This window comes from Streptomyces sp. NPDC041940 (genome assembly GCF_055589465.1).
This window is the reverse complement of sequence record NZ_JBVJBP010000002.1, coordinates 110,088-131,675: the sequence shown is the minus strand read 5'-3', so window position 1 is coordinate 131,675 and position 21,588 is coordinate 110,088. Positions and strand designations below refer to the sequence as shown.

Below are 21,588 nucleotides of genomic sequence, written 5' to 3'. Positions count from 1 at the left end.
GCGATGAAGCGCTTCGTCCTGGTGGCGGGCTATGAGCAGCCGCCCCACAACCTGCCGTTCCGGGCCTACTGCGAGAACCGGGTCCGACAGCATGTGGCGGCCAACAAGGCCATGGAGGAACTGGTCTTCCAGATCTTCGACGTGGGGAGCGGGGAGGTCGTCGTCCGGACCTTCACCTATCCGGCGGGCCGGCGGACCGAGTCGGTCACCACGGCCCGCCCTTTCCACCGCGTCACCCGCGCCCACTACGACGGCAACGCCTTCAAGGACGGGGTGCGCGGCGTGATGTCGGTCCTGAACATCTACGCGGCGGTGCGGACCATCGGTGTGACCGCGCCCGGCACCCTGATGGAGCTCAGCTTCTTCTCCCACGGCTACGACGGCCCGGTCCTGGTCAACAGCTTCGACTACCGGCAGACCACCGACATGCTCCGTGATCCCGGCGACATGGATCCGCGCCCCAAGGACTTCCACACCGCGAACATGCCGCCCGCGGAGCTCGCCGCCTTCCAGGCCGCCTACCACCCCGACGGCATCAACTGGAGCTGGGGATGCAACTTCGAGGAGCCCTACCACCGCATCCTGACCAAGCTGGAACTCCATCCCGACTACCGGTCCCTGGGCCTTCCCGACAGCAAGGTCCTGGTCTTGCGGAACCTCGGCTCCGGTGACGCTTCCCTGCTCGGGGACCACCTGGGCAGGACCTTCCCGGACCACCGGACGGTGGAGGTGAGCTTCGGCGAGATGAAGTGGTTCTTCCGCAGGCACATCCTGGCCGGCTACTGCCACACCCTCGCGGTGAACTCCGGGCGGAAGACCTTCGGCGGACTCCTCGGCACCTACGCCGAGCGCGACACCACCGGCCCTCGCCCGCTCATGCACGTCAACAGAGGCTTCGGCAGGCATCTGACCTTCTACCGGAACTACTTCGGCTTCGCCCTCGACCCCGAGCGCCGGTGGTACGGCCTCTACGATCCGGCTTTCACCTGATTCCCCGCGCCGGTGACGGGTGGCGTCGCCGGCCCTCGTTCAAGCTGTGCACTCATCGACCGGCCCGTACTTTTCCCGGCTTTACCTCTTGACGACCTGAGTGACGTGGAGCACATTGGCGGCACTTTGAGAGCGCTCTCACCCCTCCACTCGAGAGGCATCCCCCCATGAGCGATACCTCCCGCACCTCCCCCAGACGCCGCCCCTTGCGGCGGGCGTTCGTCGCCGTCGTCAGCACGCTCGGCCTCGCGGCGGCGGCCACCACCGCCTCCGCCCCGGCCGCGAACGCCTCCGCCCCGCCGCCCCCGTCGGGCTGGACGCAGCTGTTCGTGGACGACTTCAACGGCGCCGCGGGCAGCGGCGTCAACACCTCCAACTGGCAGTACGCCACGGGCAAGGGCTATCCGGGCGGCCCGGCCAACTGGGGCACCGGCGAGATCGAGACGATGACGAGCAGCGCGGACAACGTCGCGCTCGACGGCAACGGCAACCTGCGCATCACCCCCCGGCGTGACGCCGCGGGCAACTGGACCTCCGGCCGCGTCGAGACCAACCGCACCGACTTCCAGCCCCCGGCCGGCGGCACACTCCGCGTCGAGTCGCGCATCCAGGTCCCGAACGTCACCGGGGCCGCGGCGAAGGGCTACTGGCCGGCCTTCTGGATGCTGGGCGCCCCCTACCGCGGCGACTACTGGAACTGGCCGGCCGTCGGCGAGCTGGACATCATGGAGAACACCCAGGGCATGAACACGGTGTTCGCGACCATGCACTGCGGCACCTCGCCGGGCGGCCCCTGCAACGAGACCAGCGGTATCGGCGGTTCGACCACCTGCCAGGGCACCAGTTGCCAGGCCGGCTTCCACACCTACCGGATGGAGTGGGACCGTTCGACGAGCGTGGAGGAGATCCGCTTCTACCTGGACGGCGCCAACTTCCACACCGTGCGCGCCAACCAGGTCGACGCGACGACCTGGCGGAACGCCACCGACCACGGCTTCTTCGTCATCCTGAACGTCGCGATGGGCGGCGGCTTCCCGGACGCGTTCGGCGGCGGCCCGGACGCGGGGACGCAGCCGGGCCACGCGATGGTCGTCGACTACGTCCAGGTGCTGTCCTCCGGCGGCGGCACCACGCCCCCGCCGACCGGGAACCGCGACGCCTACTCCGCCATCCAGGCCGAGTCCTACGACGGCCAGTCCGGGGTGAGCACCGAGACGACGACCGACTCCGGCGGCGGCCAGAACGTCGGCTCGCTGGCCAACGGCGACTGGCTGCACTTCAAGGGGGTGAACTTCGGCTCCACGGCGGCACGGCAGTTCAGCGCCCGGGTCGCGAGCGGTGCGACGGGCGGCGTCAGCGGGCTGGTCGAGGTGCGGCTGGACAGCCGGAGCAGCGCGCCGGTCGGGAGTTTCGCGGTGGGCGGCACCGGGGGCTGGCAGTCCTGGCGGACGATCCCGGCGAACATCAGCTCCGTGACGGGCACGCACGACGTGTATCTGACCTTCACCAGCGGTCAGCCGCAGGACTTCGTCAACGTCAACTGGTTCACCTTCGGGCGCTGACTATCCGCGACAGGGGGCTCCACATGCGCGTGGGGCCCCCTTTTCGCTGCCTTCAGCGCAGGTCCGCCCGGAAGACCGCCGGGGTCTGGTCCGTGTGCTGGTGGAAGAACTTGGAGAAGTTGGCGGCGTCGGGGAAGCCGACCGCCGCGCCGACCCGGCCGATCGGCAGGTCGGTGTGGGCGAGGAGCCGCTTGGCCTCCAGCACGACGCGCTTGTCGATGAAGGCCTTGGGGGTGTCGCCGGTGGCGGCGCGGACCGCGCGGACCAGGGTGCGCCGGGAGTAGCCGAGCGCGTCGGCGTAGGCGCTGACGCTGTGGTTGGTGGCGAAGTCCCGCTCCACGGCGTCCCGGAAGAGGGTGAAGGTGGAGTCCGACTGCCGGCGTACCGACTCCGCCGCACTCGCGGCCAGATGGGCGAGCCGCAGCAGAAACGCCGTCAGCGAGTGTCGCAGGACTGCGGTGTGCAGGCTGAGCGGCAGCGTGGCCGTGTCCTCGTACTCGCGCCGCAGGTGGTCGAGTGCGGCGCGCAGACCGGCGAGCTCGGCCGGGTCGGGACGGAGCAGCGGCGGCAGGTCGTAGCGGTACAGGCCGGTGGCCTCCACGGTCGCGCGGGGCAGGAAGCCCGGCTGCATGGTGAGCACCGTTCCGCGGTACTCGCTCGTCCGCGAGAAGCGGTGGACCTGCCCCGGGCGGATCCAGAGCAGGTCACCGGCGCCGGCCTCGTGCTCGGTGAAGTCGACCATGTGCCGGACCGGGCCCTCGGCGAACAGCATCACGACATGGAAGTCGATGCGGTGCACGCGCTCCAGCGGCGCGTCGGCGTGCCAGGTGCGGCCGGTGCCCATCGGGCCGACCTGCATGCCGACACCGCCGACGCTCAGCTCGACCGGAAAGGGGAACGTTCTGATCCCGTCGCCGTCTTCGATGGTTCTGTCCGCCATGTCCACCATGTCTGCCTCGTCTTGCCCCGTCCGCGCGCCGCGCTGCCGCCGGGTGTCCCACTTTCACCACACCCTGGCACACGGCGACCTTCCGTCGAAAAAGTCAGACTTTTAATTTTGAACACGTCAGACCAGCCCCTTCGCTCCTATCGAGGACTTCTTGAAGATGAGCACGCAGACAGCGGACAGCTTCGAATGGACCGAACTCGACCGGCGTGCCGTCGACACCGCCCGTCTTCTGGCGGCGGACGCCGTCCAGCGGGTCGGCAACGGCCACCCCGGCACCGCGATGAGCCTCGCGCCGGCCGCCTACACGCTCTTTCAGAAGGTGATGCGGCACGACCCCGCCGACCCGGAGTGGGCCGGCCGTGACCGCTTCGTCCTGTCCCCCGGCCACACCTCGCTGACCCTGTACACGCAGCTGTACCTCGCGGGCTACGAGCTGGAGCTGGGCGACCTGAAGGCGTTCCGCACGCACGGCTCGAAGACGCCGGGCCACCCCGAGTACGGGCACACGGCGGGCGTGGAGACCACCACGGGCCCGCTCGGCCAGGGCGTCGCCAACGCGGTCGGCATGGCGATGGCGGCCCGTTACGAGCGCGGCCTGTTCGACCCGGAGGCCCCGCAGGGCGAGTCGCCCTTCGACCACACCGTCTGGGCCATCGTGTCCGACGGCGACCTCCAGGAGGGCGTCTCCGCCGAGGCCTCCTCGCTGGCCGGCCACCAGAAGCTCGGCAACCTGGTCTTCCTCTACGACGACAACCACATCTCCATCGAGGGCGACACCGCGACCGCCTTCTCGGAGGACGTGCTGAAGCGGTACGAGGCCTACGGCTGGCATGTGCAGCGGATCGAGCCGCAGGAGGACGGCGACGTCGACGTGCGGGCGCTGCACGCGGCCCTGAGGGCGGCTCAGGCCGAGACCGGGCGCCCCTCGATCATCGCGATGCGCACGATCATCGCCTGGCCCGCCCCCAACGCGCGCAACACCGAGGCCTCCCACGGTTCGGCGCTCGGCGAGGACGAGGTCGCCGCGACCAAGCGCCTGCTCGGCTTCGACCCGGAGCAGACCTTCGAGGTCACCGACGAGGTGCTGGCCCACACCCGCGGGGCCCTGGACCGGGGCGCCGAGGCGCGCACCGCCTGGGACAAGCGGATCGCCGCCTGGCGCGGTGACAATCCGGAGCGCGCCGTCACCTTCGACCGCGTCAGCAAGGGCGAGCTGCCCGAGGGCTGGGAGGACGCCCTGCCGGTGTTCGAGCCGGGCAAGGGGGTCGCCACCCGGGCCGCGTCCGGCAAGGTCCTCCAGTCGCTGGGCACGGTCGTCCCCGAGCTGTGGGGCGGCTCCGCCGACCTGGCCGGTTCGAACAACACCACGATCGACAAGACGTCGTCGTTCCTTCCGAAGGGCAACCCGCTGCCGGAGGCCGACCCGTACGGCCGGACGATCCACTTCGGCATCCGCGAGTTCTCCATGGCCGCGGAGATGAACGGCATCGCCCTGCACGGCAACACCCGCGTCTACGGCGGCACCTTCCTGGTGTTCTCCGACTACATGCGCAACGCGGTGCGGATGTCGGCCCTGATGCAGCTGCCGGTGACGTACGTGTGGACGCACGACTCGGTCGGCCTGGGCGAGGACGGCCCGACCCACCAGCCGGTCGAGCACCTGGCCGCGCTGCGGGCCATCCCGGGCCTGAACGTCGTACGCCCCGCAGACGCGAACGAGACGGCGATCGCCTGGGCCGAGATCCTCAGGCGGCACACCACCGACCCGGCCCCGCACGGCCTCGCGCTCACCCGCCAGGGCGTGCCGACGTACGAGCCGAACCCGGACGCGGCGCGCGGCGGCTACGTCCTGGCGGACTCCTCGACCGAGGTGCCGGACGTGGTGATCGTCGCCACGGGCTCCGAGGTGCAGCTCGCCGTCGCCGCCCGCGAGGCCCTGGAGGCCGAGGGGGTCGGCACCCGGGTGGTGTCGATGCCGTCGGTGGAGTGGTTCGAGGAGCAGCCGCGCGAGTACCGCGAGCGGGTGCTGCCGCCGTCCGTGAAGGCCCGGGTCGCGGTCGAGGCCGGTATCGGCCTGACGTGGCACCGGTTCGTGGGGGACGCGGGACGCATCGTCTCCCTGGAGCACTTCGGCGCCTCCGCCGACGCCAAGACGCTGTTCGCCGAGTTCGGCTTCACCTCCGAGAACGTCGCCGCCGCGGCCCGCGAGTCCCTCGCCGCCGCGCGTGACTGATCCGAACGCCCGAAAGAAGATGATCACTGTGACCGAAGCCACCGCGAGCGCGGGAGCACTCAAGCGCCTGTCCGACGAGGGCGTGTCGATCTGGCTCGACGACCTGTCGCGCCGGCGGATCGAGTCCGGCAACCTGGCCGGGCTCGTCGCCACCCGGAACGTCGTCGGCGTCACCACCAACCCGTCCATCTTCCAGGCCGCCATCGGCTCCGGTGAAGGCTACGAGGCGCAGCTCGCCGACCTGGCGGTGCGGGGCGTCACCGTCGACGAGGCCGTCCGGATGATGACCACCGCCGACGTCCGCGCCGCCGCCGACGTCCTGCGGCCGGTGTACGACGCCACCGGCGGCCGGGACGGCCGGGTCTCCATCGAGGTCGACCCGCGCCTCGCCCACGACACGACGGCGACCGTCGCCGAGGCCCGGCAGCTGGCCTGGCTGGTGGACCGCCCCAACGTGATGATCAAGATCCCGGCGACGAAGGCCGGCCTGCCGGCGATCACCGAGGTGATCGGCGCGGGCATCAGCGTGAACGTGACGCTGATCTTCTCGCTGGAGCGCTACCGCGAGGTCATGGACGCCTATGTCGCCGGCCTGGAGAAGGCCCAGGCGGCCGGTCTCGACCTGTCGGCCATCCACTCGGTGGCGTCCTTCTTCGTCTCCCGCGTCGACGCCGAGATCGACAAGCGGCTGACGCTGCTGGGCACGGACGAGGCCCTCGCCCTGAAGGGCCGGGCGGCCCTGGCCAACGCGCGGCTCGCCTACGAGGCGTACGAGCAGGTCTTCGCCGGTGCCCGCTGGCAGGCGCTGGGCGGGTCCCGCGCGAACCGGCAGCGCCCCCTTTGGGCCTCCACCGGTGTGAAGGACCCGGCATACAAGGACACCCTGTACGTGGACGAACTGGTCGCCCCCGGCACGGTCAACACCATGCCGGAGGCCACGCTGAACGCCGTCGCCGACCACGGTGACGTCCAGGGCGACACGGTCACCGGCGGTTACGCCCAGGCCCGCGCCGACCTGGCGGCCGTCGAGCGGCTCGGCATCGGGTACGACGAGGTGGTGCGGCAACTGGAGAACGAGGGCGTGGCCAAGTTCGAGGTGGCCTGGCAGGACCTGCTGGACGCGGTCACCAAGTCCTTGAACGACAAGGGAGTTGACGCGGAATGAGCGAGGGCATCCCCCGTACGGCCATCCCCCAGACGGCCGAACAGGAGACCAAGGGGACCAAGGAGGAGAAGGAGGCCGTGGCGGCCCAGGAGGCGGCCGGGGTCGAGCGGACCGGGGTGAGCGGCACGGCCGGGACCGGCCCGCGCCCGGAGTTCACCGAGGCCGATTTCGTCAATCCCCTGCGCGACGCGCGCGACCGCCGGCTGCCCAGGATCGCGGGCCCCTCCGGGCTCGTCATCTTCGGCGTGACCGGCGACCTGTCCCGCAAGAAGCTGATGCCGGCCGTGTACGACCTGGCCAACCGCGGTCTGCTGCCGCCGGGCTTCTCGCTGGTGGGCTTCGCCCGCCGGGACTGGGAGGACCAGGACTTCGCCCAGGTGGTGCACGACGCGGTCCGTGAGCACGCCCGGACCCCGTTCCGCGAGGAGGTCTGGCAGCAGCTCGCCGAGGGCATGCGGTTCATCCCCGGCGACTTCGACGACGACATGGCGTTCAAGCAGCTGCGCTCCGCCGTCGAGGAGCTGGACGCGTCCCGGGGCACCAGCGGCAACTACGCCTTCTACCTCTCGGTGCCGCCGAAGTTCTTCCCGAAGGTCGCCCAGCAGCTCAAGAAGCACGGGCTGGCGAACGCCCCCGAGGGCTCCTGGCGCCGCGCGGTCATCGAAAAGCCGTTCGGGCACGACCTGGAGTCGGCCGAGGAGCTGAACACGATCGTGCACGACGTGTTCGACCCGGAGCAGGTCTTCCGGATCGACCACTACCTCGGCAAGGAGACCGTCCAGAACATCCTGGCGCTGCGCTTCGCCAACCAGATGTTCGAACCGATCTGGAACCGGTCATACGTCGACCATGTGCAGATCACCATGGCCGAGGACATCGGCATCGGCGGCCGCGCGGGGTACTACGACGGCATCGGCGCGGCCCGTGACGTCATCCAGAACCACCTGCTCCAGCTGATGGCGCTCACCGCGATGGAGGAACCGGCCGCCTTCGACGCGGCCTCGCTGCTCACCGAGAAGCTGAAGGTGCTCCGGGCCGTGCAGGTACCGGAGGACCTGGGGAAGAACACCGTGCGCGGCCAGTACGCGGCGGCCTGGCAGGGCGGTGCGAAGGTGCACGGCTATCTCGACGAGGACGGCATCGACGCCTCGTCGAAGACCGACACGTACGCCGCGATCAGGCTCCAGGTGGACAACCGCCGCTGGGCCGGCGTCCCGTTCTACCTGCGCACCGGCAAGCGGCTCGGCCGCCGGGTGACGGAGATCGCCGTGGTGTTCCAGCGGGCCCCGCACTCCCCCTTCGACTCGACCGCGACCGAGGAGCTGGGCGCCAACGCGATCGTCATCCGCGTCCAGCCGGACGAGGGCATGACGGTCCGGTTCGGCTCCAAGGTGCCGGGTACGTCGATGGAGATCCGGGACGTGACGATGGACTTCGCCTACGGCGAGTCGTTCACCGAATCGAGCCCGGAAGCGTACGAACGGCTCATCCTTGACGTCCTCCTGGGCGACGCCAATCTGTTCCCCCGTCACCAGGAAGTGGAAGAGTCCTGGAAGATCCTCGACCCGATCGAGCGGTACTGGGCCACGCACGGCAGGCCCGCGCAGTACACGTCGGGCAGCTGGGGACCCGCGGAAGCCGACGAGATGCTCGCACGAGACGGACGGAGCTGGCGCAGGCCATGAAGATCGACCTGACCGACACCACGGCAAGCAAGATCAACAAGGCGCTGGTGCAGGGGCGCCGGGCCATCGGCACTCCCGCCGTGGGCATGGTCCTGACGATGGTGATCGTCACGGACGAGGAGAACGCCTACGACGCGATCAAGGCGGCCGAGGAGGCCTCGCACGAGCACCCCTCGCGCACCCTGGTCGTCATCAAGCGGCAGGCCCGCACCCCGCGCGATCGCACCCAGTCCCGGCTGGACGCCGAGGTCCGGGTGGGCGCCGACGCGGGCACCGGCGAGACGGTGGTGCTGCGGACCTACGGCGAGGTGTCCGACCACGCCGACTCGGTGGTGCTGCCGCTGCTGCTGCCGGACGCGCCGGTGGTGGTGTGGTGGCCGGTGGAGGCCCCGGAGGTGCCTTCGAAGGACCCGCTCGGGGCACTGGCCCAGCGGCGGATCACCGACCTGTACGCCGTCGAGAACCCCCTGGCGACGCTCCAGAGCCGGGTCCGCTCCTACGCGCCCGGCGACACCGACCTCGCCTGGACCCGGCTGACGCCCTGGCGTTCGATGCTGGCCGCCGCGCTGGACCAGGCCCGGGCACGGATCACCTCGGCGGCCGTGGAGGCCGAGGCCGAGAACCCGGCCGCCGAGCTGCTGGCCCGCTGGCTGGAGGCGCGGCTGCACGTCCGGGTCGACCGTGTCGTCACGGCCGGGCCGGTCGTCACGGCCGTGCGCCTGGGCACCGAGAACGGCGAGATCGTCATCGACCGCCCCGAGGGCCCGCTGGCCACGCTGACCCTGCCGGGCCAGCCCTCCCGCACCCTGGCACTGAAGGTCCGTGCCACCTCCGAACTCATCGCCGAGGAGCTCAGGCGCCTCGACGCCGACGAGATGTACGCCATCGCCCTGAACGGCGAGGCCACCGAGGAGACCCCCGCTCATGTCTGACTCCCCCTCCGGCTCCCCCGAGCTCACCCGGCGGCCCGAGTGGACCGCCCTGGAGGACCACCGCACGGACACCCTGCCGCAGCCGGACCTGCGTGAGCTGTTCGCCGCGGACCCGGGGCGCGCCGAGCGCTACGTCGTGCGCGTGGGCGACCTGCGCATCGACTACTCCAAGCACCTGGTCACCGACGAGACGCTGGCCCTGCTCCAGGAGCTGGCCACCGCCACCGACGTGTTCGGGCTGCGCGACGCCATGTTCCGCGGCGAGCGGATCAACGTCACCGAGGACCGGGCCGTGCTGCACACCGCGCTGCGGGCGCCGCGGGACGCGGTGGTCGAGGTCGACGGCGAGAACGTGGTGCCGGGTGTGCACGCCGTGCTGGACAAGATGGCCGGCTTCGCCGACCGCGTCCGCTCCGGGGAGTGGACCGGCCACACCGGCAAGCGCATCCGCAACGTCGTCAACATCGGCATCGGCGGCTCGGACCTGGGCCCGGCGATGGCGTACGAGGCGCTGCGGCCGTACACCGCGCGGGACCTGACGTTCCGCTTCGTGTCGAACGTGGACGGCGCCGACCTGCACGAGGCCGTGCGCGACCTCGACCCGGCGGAGACGCTGTTCATCGTCGCGTCCAAGACCTTCACCACGATCGAGACGATCACCAACGCGACCTCGGCGCGCTCCTGGCTGCTGCAGGGCGTGGGGGGCGATGAGAAGGCGGTGGCCAAGCACTTCGTGGCCCTGTCGACGAACGCGGAGAAGGTCGCCGGGTTCGGCATCGACGTCGACAACATGTTCGAGTTCTGGGACTGGGTCGGCGGCCGCTACTCGTACGACTCCGCGATCGGCCTGTCGCTGATGATCGCCATCGGCCCGGACGGCTTCCGGGAGATGCTCGACGGCTTCCGCATCGTCGACGAGCACTTCCGCAACGCCCCCGCCGAGGCCAACGCCCCGCTGCTGATGGGCCTGCTCGGCATCTGGTACGGCAACTTCCTCGACGCCCAGTCGCACGCCGTCCTGCCCTACAGCCACTACCTGTCCAAGTTCACCGCCTACCTCCAGCAGCTCGACATGGAGTCCAACGGCAAGTCGGTGGACCGCGAGGGCCGTCCCGTCCAGTGGCAGACGGGGCCGGTGGTGTGGGGCACGCCCGGCACCAACGGGCAGCACGCCTACTACCAGTTGATCCACCAGGGCACGAAGCTGATCCCGGCGGACTTCATCGGCTTCGCCCGGCCCGTCGCCGAGCTGAGCGAGGGGCTCAAGGCGCAGCACGACCTGCTGATGGCCAACTTCTTCGCGCAGACGCAGGCGCTCGCCTTCGGCAAGACGCCGCAGGAGGTGCGGGCCGAGGGTGTGCCGGCGGAGCTGGTGCCGCACAAGACGTTCCAGGGCAACCACCCGACGACGACGATCCTGGCCACCGAACTGACCCCGTCGGTCCTGGGCCAGCTGGTCGCCCTCTACGAGCACAAGGTGTTCGTGCAGGGCGCGGTCTGGAACATCGACTCCTTCGACCAGTGGGGCGTCGAGCTCGGCAAGGTCCTCGCCAAGCGCGTCGAGCCCGCCCTGACCGAGGGCGCGGACGTCCCCGGTCTCGACCCGTCCACGGCCGCGCTGGTGGCCGCCTACCGCAATCTTCGGGAAGTGAACTGACATGCAGATCGGTCTTGTGGGTCTCGGCAAGATGGGCGGCAACATGCGCGAGCGCCTGCGCAACGCCGGCCACACCGTCATCGGCTACGACACCAACCCCGAGAAGTCCGACGCGACCAGTCTGGCCGACCTCGTCAACCAGCTGGAAGCGCCGCGCACGGTCTGGGTCATGGTCCCGGCCGGCGAGCCCACCCAGCACGTCATCGACCAGCTGGCGGGCCTCCTCAAGCCCTACGACACGGTCGTCGACGGCGGCAACTCCCGCTGGACGGACGACGAGAGGCACGCCGAGGAGCTGAGCAAGCGCGGTATCGGCTTCGTCGACGCGGGTGTCTCCGGCGGCGTGTGGGGCCTGAAGAACGGCTATGCCCTGATGGTCGGCGGCGAGAAGGAGTACGTCGACCCGCTGCTGCCGATCTTCGAGGCGCTCAAGCCGGAGGGTCCGTACGGCTTCGTCCACGCGGGCAAGGTCGGCGCCGGGCACTTCGCGAAGATGGTCCACAACGGCATCGAGTACGCGATGATGCAGGCCTACGCCGAGGGCTGGGAGCTGCTGGAGGCCGTGGACTCGGTCGACAACGTCCGCGAGGTGTTCCGCTCCTGGCAGCAGGGCACCGTCATCCGCTCCTGGCTGCTGGACCTGGCCGTGGACGCCCTGGACGACGACGAGCACCTGGAGGAGCTCCGGGGCTACGCCCAGGACTCCGGTGAGGGACGCTGGACCGTGGAGGCCGCGATCGACAACTCCGTACCGCTGCCCGCGATCACCGCCTCCCTCTTCTCCCGGTTCGCCTCCCGTCAGGACGACTCCCCGCAGATGAAGATGATCGCCGCGCTGCGCAACCAGTTCGGCGGCCACGCCGTCGAGTCCGCGAAGAAGGCGTGACACCGTGGGCGATCTGCTGATGGTCCGCCACGGCGAGACGGAGTGGAGCCGGAGCGGACAGCACACCAGCTTCACCGACCTGCCCCTCACCCCGCGCGGTGAGGAACAGGCCAAGTCGCTGGTTCCGCTGCTGGCGGGCCGCCCCTTCGCGCTGGTCCTCACGAGCCCCCTCACCCGCGCGGTGCGCACCGCCGAACTCGCGGGCCTGACGGGGGCCGTGCGGGACCCGGACCTGCACGAGTGGTACTACGGCGCCTACGAGGGCGTCACGACCGACGAGATACACCGCACCCGCCCGGACTGGGACCTGTGGACCGACGGGGGCCCGCCCGGCACCGACGGCAAGCCGGGCGAGTCCCCCGAGGAGGTCGGCGAGCGCGCCGACCTGGTCCTGTCCCGGGTGGCGGAGGCACTGCCCGGGGGCGATGTGATGCTGGTGGCCCACGGCCACTTCCTCCGCGTCCTGACGGCCCGCCGCCTGGGCCTGTCCGCGGCCGAAGGGCGACTGTTCCGCCTGGAGACGGGCACGGTCAGCCGGCTGTCCACCGAGCACGGCCAGCCCGTGATCGCGGAGTGGAACGCGCGGGCGTAACGCACTGAGGCCGGGGGCGAGTTGACAGCCCCCGGCCGGCGCGTCAGAGTCCCCGCTGATGGAGATCGACAATATGACATCCGCCGAAGAGCGGGTGTGGCGCGCCTTCTCGCGCGGTCAGGACGTGGACTTCCGGGAGTCCGCGGACGAGGATCCGGAGCGGGGCGCGGACTGGGGCCCCGAACGGACCGTACGCGCGAGCGTGTTGCGGGCCCTGCTGCTGAGCGCTCCGCAGGAGGACGGGGAGACCGCCGCCCTCAGACTGGGTGGTGCGCGGATCACCGGGGTACTCGACCTCAAGTACAGCGAGATCGATCACGCCGTGCGCCTGAGTCACTGCCACTTCGAGAAGGTCCCCGTGCTGTACGCGGCGCGCGTGCGCCATCTGAACCTGCGCGACTCCGTCCTGCCCGGCCTGGACGCCGCCACACTGCGGGTGGACGGCGTCCTGCGCATGTCGGACTGTCTGTTGGACGGGCCCGTGCGGCTGGGCGGCGCACAGATCGCCGGGGCGCTGTTCCTGGACCGGGCCGACATCGACGAACGGTCCGCCGGTCAGCCCGCGCTCCAGCTCAACCATGTGACCGTCGGGGACGGCCTTTCGGCGCCGGGCCTGCGGGCGCGGGGCGGGGTGCGCCTGACGGGCGCGTCGGTCGCCGGCTCCGTCGACCTGGGCCAGGCCCGGCTGGAAGGCAGCGGGGGCGAGGTCGTCCTCGACGCGGAGCTGGCCGCCGTGGAAGGCGACGTCCTGCTGCGCGGCGTGGAGGTGCACGGCTGGATCGGCCTGCGCGGCGCCCGGATCGGGGGCCGTCTCGACCTGTCGCACGCGCGCCTGTCGAACCCCGGTGACGCCGCGCTGCGGGCCAGCAGCTGCACCATCGGGGAGGTCTGGCTGCGCAAGAGCCCGCCCATGGAGGGCACGCTCAATCTGCGCCGCGCCCAGCTGGACGTCCTGTGGCTGGAGCCGGACGTGGTCCCGGAGGAGGTCCTGCTCGACAGCCTCGTCTACACCTCCCTCACCCCGCACGCGCCCGCCGAGCAGCGTCTTGCGATGCTGGAGCGCGACGGCGAGGGCTATGTCCCGCACGCCTACGAGCAGTTGACCGCCGCGTACCGCCGGATCGGCGACGACCACGCCGCCCGTCAGGTCCAGCTCGCCAAGCAGCGCCGCCACCGCGGCACCCTCCCCTGGTTCGGCCGGCTCTGGGGCTATGTGCAGGACGCCACCGTCGGCTACGGCTTCCGCCCGCTGTGGGCCGCGGGCTGGCTGGTGTCCCTGCTCGTGATCGGCTCCCTCGCGTACACGCTGCACCACCCCCAGCCCCTGAAGGCGGACGAGGCCCCGCAGTTCAACCCGGTGTTCTACACACTCGATCTGCTCCTGCCCGTGATCTCCTTCGGGCAGGAGGGGGCGTTCGCTCCCGCCGGCGGCTACCAGTGGCTGTCCTACGCCCTGGTCCTCACCGGCTGGATCCTCGCCACGACGGTCGTCACGGGCATCACCCGGACCGTCAGCCGCCAGTGAGGGCCCGCACCGCGTGCTGCGCCGCGAGCCGTACCGGGGCGTTGGCGGCGCCGTAGCCCCGGTAGCCGTCGTCGCGCTGGACCAGTTCGAAGAAGACGCGGCCGATGGTCCGGGTGTAGCAGTGACGGAAGACGCCGTGAGTGTCGCGGTCGTAGAGGATGCCGAGGTCGCGGTAGGTCTCCAGCTCGTCGTCGGCGAGTTCGAAGCGGGCGGCGAGGTCGTCGTAGTAGTTCGCCGGGACGGGCAGCAGCCGGCCGCCGGCCTCGCGGAAGCGGCGGCCCGCGGCGACCACGTCGTCGGTGGCGAGGGCGATGTGCTGGGCCTGGACGGTGTCGTCCGTGGGCGCGGCGCCGACGGTGAGGGCGATCCGGACGCTGCCGTCGGCGTTGGTGACGGCGCGGCTGCGCAGCAGTCCGTAGGGGTCGGCGACGTCCACGCTCTCCTGGCCGTGCAGACCGAGCACCCCGCGGTGGAAGAGGGCCGCCTCGTCGAAGTGGTGCCAGGGCTGGGTCAGGGCGAGGTGGTCGATACGGCGAACGCCCGTGGGGGCGGGAGCCGGCCCGGTGTCCTCGAAGTCGGCCCGCCAGTCGGGCAGGCCCGGGCGGCCGGTGGCGCAGAAGAAGAGTTCCGTGCCGTCGGGGGCGGCGACCGCGTCCAGCGGGGCGTCCTCGGGTGCGCGGCGGCGGGGCAGGACGGGGGCCAGCAGTGCCTCGGCACGCCGGGCCGCAGCGGCCGGGTCGGGTGACTCCAGCCCGATCGCGGCGAGCTGGGTGCCGTCACGGCGGACGGCCGGCCCGGTGTTGACGAGGATCCGGGCCTCGCCCTGCTCCCACAGGGCGACGGGCTTGCCGCGGTGCCGGGCGGTGCGGGTGAAGCCGAGGGAGCCGAGCAGGGCGGTGAGGGGCTCGGCGTCGGGCGTGACCAGCTCGGCGAAGGCGACGCCGGTGGGGACGACGGGGTCGGGCAGGGGTGCCCGGCCGACCGTCTCCTGGAGGACCAGCAGGGAACGCCGGGCGTCCACGGCGGTCGGTCCGGCGTCGGCCTGCCGGAAGACGTCGTTGAAGACCTCCAGGGAGAGCGGGCCGTCGTAGCCGGTGCTCAGGACGTGCCGCAGCAGCCCCGCGACATCGAAGCCGCCCTGGCCGGGGAAGCAGCGGTAGTGGCGGCTCCACTGGAGGACGTCCATGGCGAGCAGCGGGGCGTCGGCGAGCTGGAGGAAGAAGATCTTCTCGCCGGGGATGTCGGCAATGCCCTTGGGATCCGAGCCGCGCGAGAGGATGTGGAAGCTGTCCAGGCAGGTGCCGAGCGCCGGGTGCCCGGCCGCCTCGACGATGCGCCAGGCGTGGTCGTACGTACTGACGTGCCGCCCCCAGGCGAGCGCTTCGTAGGCCACCTTGACGCCGGACTCCCGCGCGAGGTCGGCGAGCCGGCTCAACTGCTCGGCGGCGAGGGCGTCGTCGTCCACCGCCTGCGGCGAGACGCTGGAGCAGACGAGAACGGTGTCGGCGCCGAGCCTGCCCATCAGCTCGAACTTGTGGCGGGCCCGCCGCAGGTTCCGGGCGAACTCGGCCTCGGGCACGGCCTCGATGTCCCGCATCGGCTGGAAGAGGTCGACGGTCAGGCCGAGATCGGCGCAGCGGGCGCGGATGTCCTCGGGGGTCAGGGGGCTGGCCAGCAGGTCGTTCTCGAAGATCTCCACCCCGTCGAAGCCGGCCCGGGCGGCGGCGTCGAGTTTCCCGGTGAGGGATCCGCTGAGGGAGACGGTGGCGATGGACGTACGCATGGATACTTGCTCCTTCGACATACCGCACTACAGCGCCCCCTAAGGGGCGCGGGGAACTGCGCGAGCAACCAAGGACGGCCCGCGGCCGTCACGCGGCCTAGCCCACCGAGCTCTCGACATCGCCGGCCAACTCCGCGATGTCCGCGAGCATCCGCGCACTGTCCGGCTCACACCCGGTGAACAGCCGAAAGGCATCCGCGGCCTGGAACACGGCCATACCGCCCCCGTCCAGAACGGCGCAGCCCACCGCACGGGCGGTGCGCAGCAGTTCGGTCTCCAGCGGGCGGTAGACCACCTCGGCGACCCACAGCCCGGGGTGGAGCAGGGCGGCGGGCAGGGGCAGGCCGGGGTGGGCCGCCATGCCGGTGGGCGTGGCGTGGACGATGCCGTCGGCGTGCGCGAGCAGCTCGGCCTGTCGTTCCGGGGGCGCGGCGGCGGCGCGGCCCTGGCCGAAGGCACGGTTCAGGGAGTCGGCGAGGGCCGCGGCCCGCTCGGGCAGCGCGTCGACGACGGTGACCCGCTCGGCGCCGAGGGTGAGCGTGGCGTGCGCGACGGCCGCGCCCGCACCGCCGGCACCCAGCTGCACGACGCTCTCCAGCGGTGCGTCGGGCAGTCCGCGCGCGAAGGACGCGGCGAAGCCGGTGACGTCCGTGTTGTGGCCGACGGCTCGGCCGTCCTCGAAGACGACGGTGTTGACCGCGCCCAGCGCCTCGGCCTGCGGGGCGAGCGCGTCCAGGTGCTCGATGACGAGCTGCTTGCACGGATGCGTGATGTTGAGCCCGTCGAAACCCAGGTCACGGGCGGCCCGCACCAGATCGCCCACGGCCTCGGGCGGCACCCCGAGCGGTTCGATGTCGATGAGCCGGTACAGCAGGCGCAGGCCCTGACGGTCGGCCTCCCGCTCGTGCAACGCCGGACTGAGCGAGGGGCCGATGCCGGAACCGATCAGTCCGACGAGATACGAGTCCTTGGGCACACGGGCCTCCCGAGCAGCTTCACTAATGTACGAACTAGTACGTTAGCTATATCAGCCGAGGGCAGGCTCGGGAAGACCCCACGGGCGGGCGCACCCCTGCTTCTACAATCACCGGCACCGGCCCCTCCGCCCGAAGGAACCTGATGACCAGCGTCGAAGAACCGGCACGCCCCGGCGAGCGCATCCGTGACGCCGCCCGCACCCGGGCCGAGATCCTCGACGTCGCCACGCAGGAGTTCGCACGGGCCGGCTACGACGGGGCCCGGGTGGACGAGATCGCCGCCCGCACCCGCACCACGAAGCGGATGATCTACTACTACTTCGGCGGCAAGGAACAGCTCTTCACCTCCGTGCTGGAGCGGGCGTACGGCGTGATCCGGGAGGCCGAACAGCAGCTCGACGTCGACCACCTGGACCCCGTGGCGGCGATCAGGCGGCTGGCCGAGGTGACCTTCGACCACCACGAGCAGCACCCGGACTTCATCCGCCTGGTCAGCATCGAGAACATCCACGGGGCCCAGCACATCGCCGCCTCGGAGAAGCTCGGCAAGATCGGCTCCCCCGCCCTGGACGTGATCCGCCGGATCCTGGCGTCGGGCCAGGAGTCGGGCCTGTTCACGGCCGACGTCGACGCCGTCGACCTGCACGCGATGATCTCCTCCTACTGCTTCTTCCGGGTCTCCAACCGGCACACCTTCGGCGCGCTGTTCGGCCGTGACCTGCTGGACCAGGCACGGCGGGCGCACTACCGCACCATGCTCGGCGACATGGTGATCGCGTACCTCACGGCCGAGCGCACGGCGGACTGAACGTCCGGCGCGCAACCTCTTGACACCGGCGGCATGCGGGCGCAGCATCACTGGCCATCCCCTACTAACTACCCAGTGGGTTAATTAGCCGCGATCCGGCCCGCCCTCTCTGCTCTCCGTTCGTCTCACTCCGCCTAGGGTGGAGCCCGCCAAGGAGCCGCCGTGTCCGTCCCCGCCACGCCCCAAGGGGCCGCAGCCCCACCCGGTCAGCCCAGGAAAGCCGCGACCGCCGCCTGGATCGGCAGCGCACTGGAGTACTACGACTTCTTCATCTACGGCAGCGCCGCCGCGCTGATCTTCCCCGCCGTGTTCTTCGACGAGTCCGACCCGGCCACCGCGACCCTGCTGTCGCTGGCCACGTTCGGCGTCGCGTACGCCGCCCGCCCGGTCGGCGCGCTGGTCCTCGGCCACTTCGGGGACAAGCTCGGCCGCAAGAAGATCATGGTCTTCACGCTGATGCTGATGGGCCTGTCGACGTTCCTCATCGGCTGTCTGCCGACCCGGGACCAGGTGGGCAACCTCGCCCCGGCCCTGCTGGTGCTGTGCCGGGTGCTCCAGGGCATCTCGGCGGCGGGCGAACAGGCCAGCGCCAACTCCATGACGCTGGAACACGCGCCACCGGGCCGGCGCGGCTTCTTCACCAGCTTCACCCTCAGCGGCACACAGGGCGGCCAGCTGCTGGCCACGCTGGTGTTCATCCCGGTCGCCGCGATGCCCGAGGAGCAGTTGCTGTCGTGGGGCTGGCGGGTGCCGTTCTGGCTGAGCGTCGGCGTCGCCGTCGTCGGCTGGGTCATCCGGCGCAAGCTGGACGAGACCCCGGCCTTCGCGCAGCAGACCGCCGAGGAGGGCGTCGTCAAGCTGCCGCTGGTGGTGCTGATGCGCGAGCACTGGGCGGATGTGCTGCGGGTGATCGGGGGCGCGCTCATCGCCTCGGTCAGCACGATCTTCACGGTGTGGGCGCTGGCGTACGCCACCAGCGACGCGGTGGGCATGTCGCGTACGGCCATGCTGTGGGTGGGCGCCCTGGCCAATGTCGTGGCGCTCGCCGCGATCCCGCTGTGGGCCACGCTGTCCGACCGGATCGGCCGCCGCCCGGTGTTCCTGATCGGCGCGGCCGGCAGCGCGGTGACGATGTTCCTGTACCTGTGGGCGGTCTCCACGGGCTCCTACCCGCTGACCTTCCTGACGGGCATCTTCTGCTTCGGCGTGGTCTACAGCGCCGCGAACGGTGTGTGGCCCGCCTTCTACGGCGAGATGTTCACGACCCGGGTCCGGCTGTCGGGCGTGGCCATCGGCACGCAGATCGGTTTCGCCGCGGCCGGTTTCGCGGTGACGTTCGCCGCGCAGATCGCCGGGCCGGACGGCGACGACTGGTCGGCGGTGGCGCTGTTCACGGCGGCGCTGTGCGTGCCGCCGGTGATCGCGGCGATGTCGGCGCGGGAGACGCACCGGGTTCCCACGGAGGTGCTGGGCGAGCGCGCCGCCAGGGAACCCGTCCAGTCGGAGAAGGTGACGGTCTGACCGCCCGTTGAGTCAGCTGTTGGACCAGCCCCGGCGGCACAGCACGAGCCGGTAGCCGTCGGGGTCCTCGATGGTGACACCCCATTCGTTCCAGTAGGGGTTGGGGGATTCCACCCGCTTGCCGCCGTGCTGCTCCAGGCGGGCGATCAGATCGTCCGGTACCGGGCCGTCGGCGTAGATCACCAGCAGGTCCTCCTCGGTGGGGCGGGGCTCGACGGGCCGGGCGGCCTCGTGCACGAGCTCCAGGTGCCAGTCGGCGTCGGGCCAGCCGAGCATCAGGAGATCGTGCTCCCCTGGTTCGCCCCCGCCCTCGGCCCGCCACACCACGTCGAGCCCGAGCCCCTCGCGCCAGAACCGCTCGGCAGCGGCGAGATCCCGGGAGGGGCGGGCGACGCGGATGTGGCTGCGACCGTGCACGGGCATGGCGACCTCTTCTCGTGGCGTCCTGGTCCGCGGCGGCCGCGCACCCGCCTCGCAGCATAGGAAGCCGGCCGCCCCATGACATCGGCCATCGGTCCTGCGCCCAGGGGCTTAGGTCGTGTCCGCGGTCTAGGCCTTGGTGTGCACGATCTGGATCAGGTTGCCGCAGGTGTCGTCCAGCACCGCGGTGGTGAGCGGGCCCATCTCCAGCGGCTCCTGGGTGAACCGCACCCCGAGCCCGCGCAGCCGCTCGAACTCCGCCTGTACGTCGTCCACGGCGAACGAGGCGGCCGGGATGCCGTCCTCGACCAGCGCCGTCTTGTACGGCTGCACCGCCGGATGGCCCGATGGCTCCAGGAGCAGCTCCATCCCGTCGAGATCCTCCGGCGAGACCACGGTCAGCCACCGGTCCGTCCCCACCGGGACGTCGTGCTTCTTCACGAAGCCCAGCACGTCGGTGTAGAAGCTCCGGGCTTTTTCCTGGTCGTCGACGAAGACGCTGGTGATGTGGATCCTCATGGGCTGCTCTCCGGAGTGTCGGACCTGATCTCGGACAGGCTGCGGCCGTCCCGTTCGACGGTACCGGTGACCTCTGACATTCACCTGTTCCCGCACGGCCCTGGCGGGGTATGCCGGATCTCACCTCGACGAGCGCGACGGAGGAAGAGCGATGGCACAGCTGCGACAAGAGGCCGATCCGGGTGAGGCGGGGCTCGACCCGCGGGTGCTGGACGACATGGACCGGCACTTCGCCCGACTGGTCGACGAGGGACGGCTGCCGGGCTTCCTGGTGTCCGTCGCCCGCGCCGGACGCGTCGCACACCTGGCGACGCACGGGCTGCGCGACATCGCGGCCGGGCTCCCGGTCGAGCCCGACACGCTGTGGCGGGTCTACTCCATGACGAAGCCGGTGACCGCGGTCGCCGCGCTGCTGCTGGTGGAGGAGGGTCGGCTGTCGCTGGACGACCCGGTCGCCGACCATCTGCCGGCCTTCGCCGAGCCCCGCGTGTACGTCGGCGGCTCCGGGGCCGACGTACGGACCCGCCCGGCCGAGAGCCCCATACTCGTCCGGCACCTGATGACCCACACCTCGGGTCTGACCTTCGGCTTTTACCACACCCACCCCGTCGACGCCCTGTACCGCGCGGCCGGCCTGGAGTCGTCCGTGCCGCCGGGTGCCGACCTGGCCGAGACCATCGAGGTGTACGCGAGTCTGCCGCTGCAGTTCGAGCCGGGCACCCAGTGGAACTACTCGGTGGCCAGCAATGTCCTGGGCCGGATCATCGAGGTCGTGTCGGGGCAGCCGCTCGACGTGTTCTGTGCCGAGCGGGTCTTCGGCCCCCTCGGCATGACGGACGCGGGCTTCCACGTCACGGACGAGCAGGCGCCCCGGCTGTCGGAGATGTACGGCGAGAAGGAGGGCGGCGGCATCGAGCCGATACCGGGGCTGCCGCTGCGCGGCCGGCCGCGGTTCCTGTCGGGCAGCGGCGGCATGGTGGCCTCCGCCCACGACTACCACCGCTTCATGGAGCTGCTGCGCCGCCGCGGCGAACTCGACGGCGTACGGCTCCTCGCCCCCGGGACCGTGGACCTGATGACCCGCAACCACCTGCCCGACGGCGCCGACCTGCGCGCCTTCGGCAGCCGTCCCGCCCATGACGAGCCGGGTAACGACGGGGTCGGCTTCGGCCTCAACTGCTCCGTGGTCATCGACCCGTCCCGCACGCTCGTACCGTCCGGACTCGGTGCCTACGGCTGGAGCGGGGTGGCGACGACGACGTTCTGGGTGGACCCGGGCCGCGACCTGACGGTGCAGTTCATGACGCAGGTGCGGCCGCGGTCCTCGCACACGGTGTTCCGGGACCTGAAGAGGCTGGTCCACGAGGCCCTGTCGGGCTGAGCC

At 71.1% G+C, this 21,588-nt stretch carries 18 protein-coding genes; 13 read left to right on the top strand and 5 right to left on the bottom strand.

The genetic code is table 11. The annotated features are described in order from the left end of the window. Positions 1-3 precede the first annotated feature (3 nt). Both ACZ6I3_RS05245 and ACZ6I3_RS05240 read left to right on the top strand, forming a co-directional pair. Positions 4-990, top strand: coding sequence for a hypothetical protein (locus tag ACZ6I3_RS05245; protein ID WP_469411884.1), 987 nt, complete (start codon positions 4-6; stop codon positions 988-990). A 167-nt stretch (positions 991-1,157) separates the two neighbouring features. Continuing rightward, entirely contained in the window at positions 1,158-2,552 is a 1,395-nt protein-coding gene (locus ACZ6I3_RS05240) for a glycoside hydrolase family 16 protein (protein WP_469411882.1), read from the top strand. Between the two features lie 52 nt (positions 2,553-2,604). On the opposite strand, the gene ACZ6I3_RS05235 is transcribed toward ACZ6I3_RS05240, so the two are convergent. Next, a complete protein-coding gene (locus ACZ6I3_RS05235) occupies positions 2,605-3,492 on the bottom strand; it encodes a helix-turn-helix domain-containing protein (RefSeq protein WP_469411880.1) in 888 nt (295 codons plus the stop codon). Between the two features lie 166 nt (positions 3,493-3,658). Here ACZ6I3_RS05235 and tkt point away from each other — a divergent pair, with 166 nt between their 5' ends. Genes tkt through ACZ6I3_RS05195 form a run of 8 tightly spaced genes read left to right on the top strand, consistent with a single transcriptional unit; the run spans position 3,659 to position 14,176 of the window. Beyond that, on the top strand, positions 3,659-5,734 hold the full coding sequence (tkt, locus tag ACZ6I3_RS05230; protein WP_469411878.1) for a transketolase: 2,076 nt from the start codon (positions 3,659-3,661) through the stop codon (positions 5,732-5,734). A 19-nt stretch (positions 5,735-5,753) separates the two neighbouring features. After that, positions 5,754-6,899: a transaldolase gene (gene tal, locus ACZ6I3_RS05225; protein WP_469411876.1), complete on the top strand. Its 1,146-nt coding sequence runs from the start codon at positions 5,754-5,756 to the stop codon at positions 6,897-6,899. Then, on the top strand, positions 6,896-8,584 hold the full coding sequence (gene zwf, locus ACZ6I3_RS05220) for a glucose-6-phosphate dehydrogenase (protein ID WP_469411874.1): 1,689 nt from the start codon (positions 6,896-6,898) through the stop codon (positions 8,582-8,584). Before tal ends, zwf begins: the two co-directional genes overlap by 4 nt. Continuing rightward, positions 8,581-9,516 carry a glucose-6-phosphate dehydrogenase assembly protein OpcA gene (opcA, locus tag ACZ6I3_RS05215; protein ID WP_469411872.1) on the top strand — a complete coding sequence of 312 codons (936 nt, stop codon included), beginning with the start codon at positions 8,581-8,583 and terminating at the stop codon, positions 9,514-9,516. Before zwf ends, opcA begins: the two co-directional genes overlap by 4 nt. Further along, positions 9,509-11,173 carry a glucose-6-phosphate isomerase gene (pgi, locus tag ACZ6I3_RS05210; protein ID WP_469411870.1) on the top strand — a complete coding sequence of 555 codons (1,665 nt, stop codon included), beginning with the start codon at positions 9,509-9,511 and terminating at the stop codon, positions 11,171-11,173. The genes opcA and pgi overlap by 8 nt, the downstream gene beginning before the upstream one ends. 1 nt (position 11,174) lies before the next feature. Next, on the top strand, positions 11,175-12,059 hold the full coding sequence (gene gnd, locus ACZ6I3_RS05205; protein WP_469411868.1) for a phosphogluconate dehydrogenase (NAD(+)-dependent, decarboxylating): 885 nt from the start codon (positions 11,175-11,177) through the stop codon (positions 12,057-12,059). A gap of 4 nt (positions 12,060-12,063) precedes the next feature. Beyond that, positions 12,064-12,651 carry a histidine phosphatase family protein gene (locus ACZ6I3_RS05200; RefSeq protein WP_469411867.1) on the top strand — a complete coding sequence of 196 codons (588 nt, stop codon included), beginning with the start codon at positions 12,064-12,066 and terminating at the stop codon, positions 12,649-12,651. Positions 12,652-12,709: 58 nt separating this feature from the next. Further along, positions 12,710-14,176 (top strand): membrane-associated oxidoreductase, encoded by a 1,467-nt coding sequence (locus tag ACZ6I3_RS05195; RefSeq protein ID WP_469411865.1) that lies wholly within the window; start codon positions 12,710-12,712, stop codon positions 14,174-14,176. Here ACZ6I3_RS05195 and ACZ6I3_RS05190 read toward each other — a convergent pair. After that, a complete protein-coding gene (locus ACZ6I3_RS05190; protein WP_469411863.1) occupies positions 14,163-15,959 on the bottom strand; it encodes a bifunctional sugar phosphate isomerase/epimerase/4-hydroxyphenylpyruvate dioxygenase family protein in 1,797 nt (598 codons plus the stop codon). The two genes, ACZ6I3_RS05195 and ACZ6I3_RS05190, sit on opposite strands and share 14 nt — an antisense overlap. 97 nt (positions 15,960-16,056) lie before the next feature. Then, entirely contained in the window at positions 16,057-16,935 is an 879-nt protein-coding gene (locus tag ACZ6I3_RS05185; RefSeq protein WP_469411860.1) for a shikimate dehydrogenase, read from the bottom strand. Between the two features lie 143 nt (positions 16,936-17,078). Between ACZ6I3_RS05185 and ACZ6I3_RS05180 the strand changes: the two genes are divergently transcribed. Next, entirely contained in the window at positions 17,079-17,744 is a 666-nt protein-coding gene (locus ACZ6I3_RS05180; protein ID WP_469411859.1) for a TetR family transcriptional regulator, read from the top strand. A gap of 162 nt (positions 17,745-17,906) precedes the next feature. Beyond that, entirely contained in the window at positions 17,907-19,265 is a 1,359-nt protein-coding gene (locus ACZ6I3_RS05175; protein ID WP_469411857.1) for an MFS transporter, read from the top strand. Positions 19,266-19,277: 12 nt separating this feature from the next. On the opposite strand, the gene ACZ6I3_RS05170 is transcribed toward ACZ6I3_RS05175, so the two are convergent. Both ACZ6I3_RS05170 and ACZ6I3_RS05165 read right to left on the bottom strand, forming a co-directional pair. Next, positions 19,278-19,688: a VOC family protein gene (locus ACZ6I3_RS05170; protein ID WP_469411855.1), complete on the bottom strand. Its 411-nt coding sequence runs from the start codon at positions 19,686-19,688 to the stop codon at positions 19,278-19,280. Between the two features lie 126 nt (positions 19,689-19,814). After that, entirely contained in the window at positions 19,815-20,204 is a 390-nt protein-coding gene (locus ACZ6I3_RS05165) for a VOC family protein (protein ID WP_469411854.1), read from the bottom strand. A 151-nt stretch (positions 20,205-20,355) separates the two neighbouring features. On the opposite strand from ACZ6I3_RS05165, the gene ACZ6I3_RS05160 reads away from it, so the two are divergent. Beyond that, positions 20,356-21,585, top strand: a complete 1,230-nt coding sequence (locus ACZ6I3_RS05160; protein WP_469411852.1) for a serine hydrolase domain-containing protein — start codon at positions 20,356-20,358, stop codon at positions 21,583-21,585. Positions 21,586-21,588 lie beyond the last annotated feature (3 nt).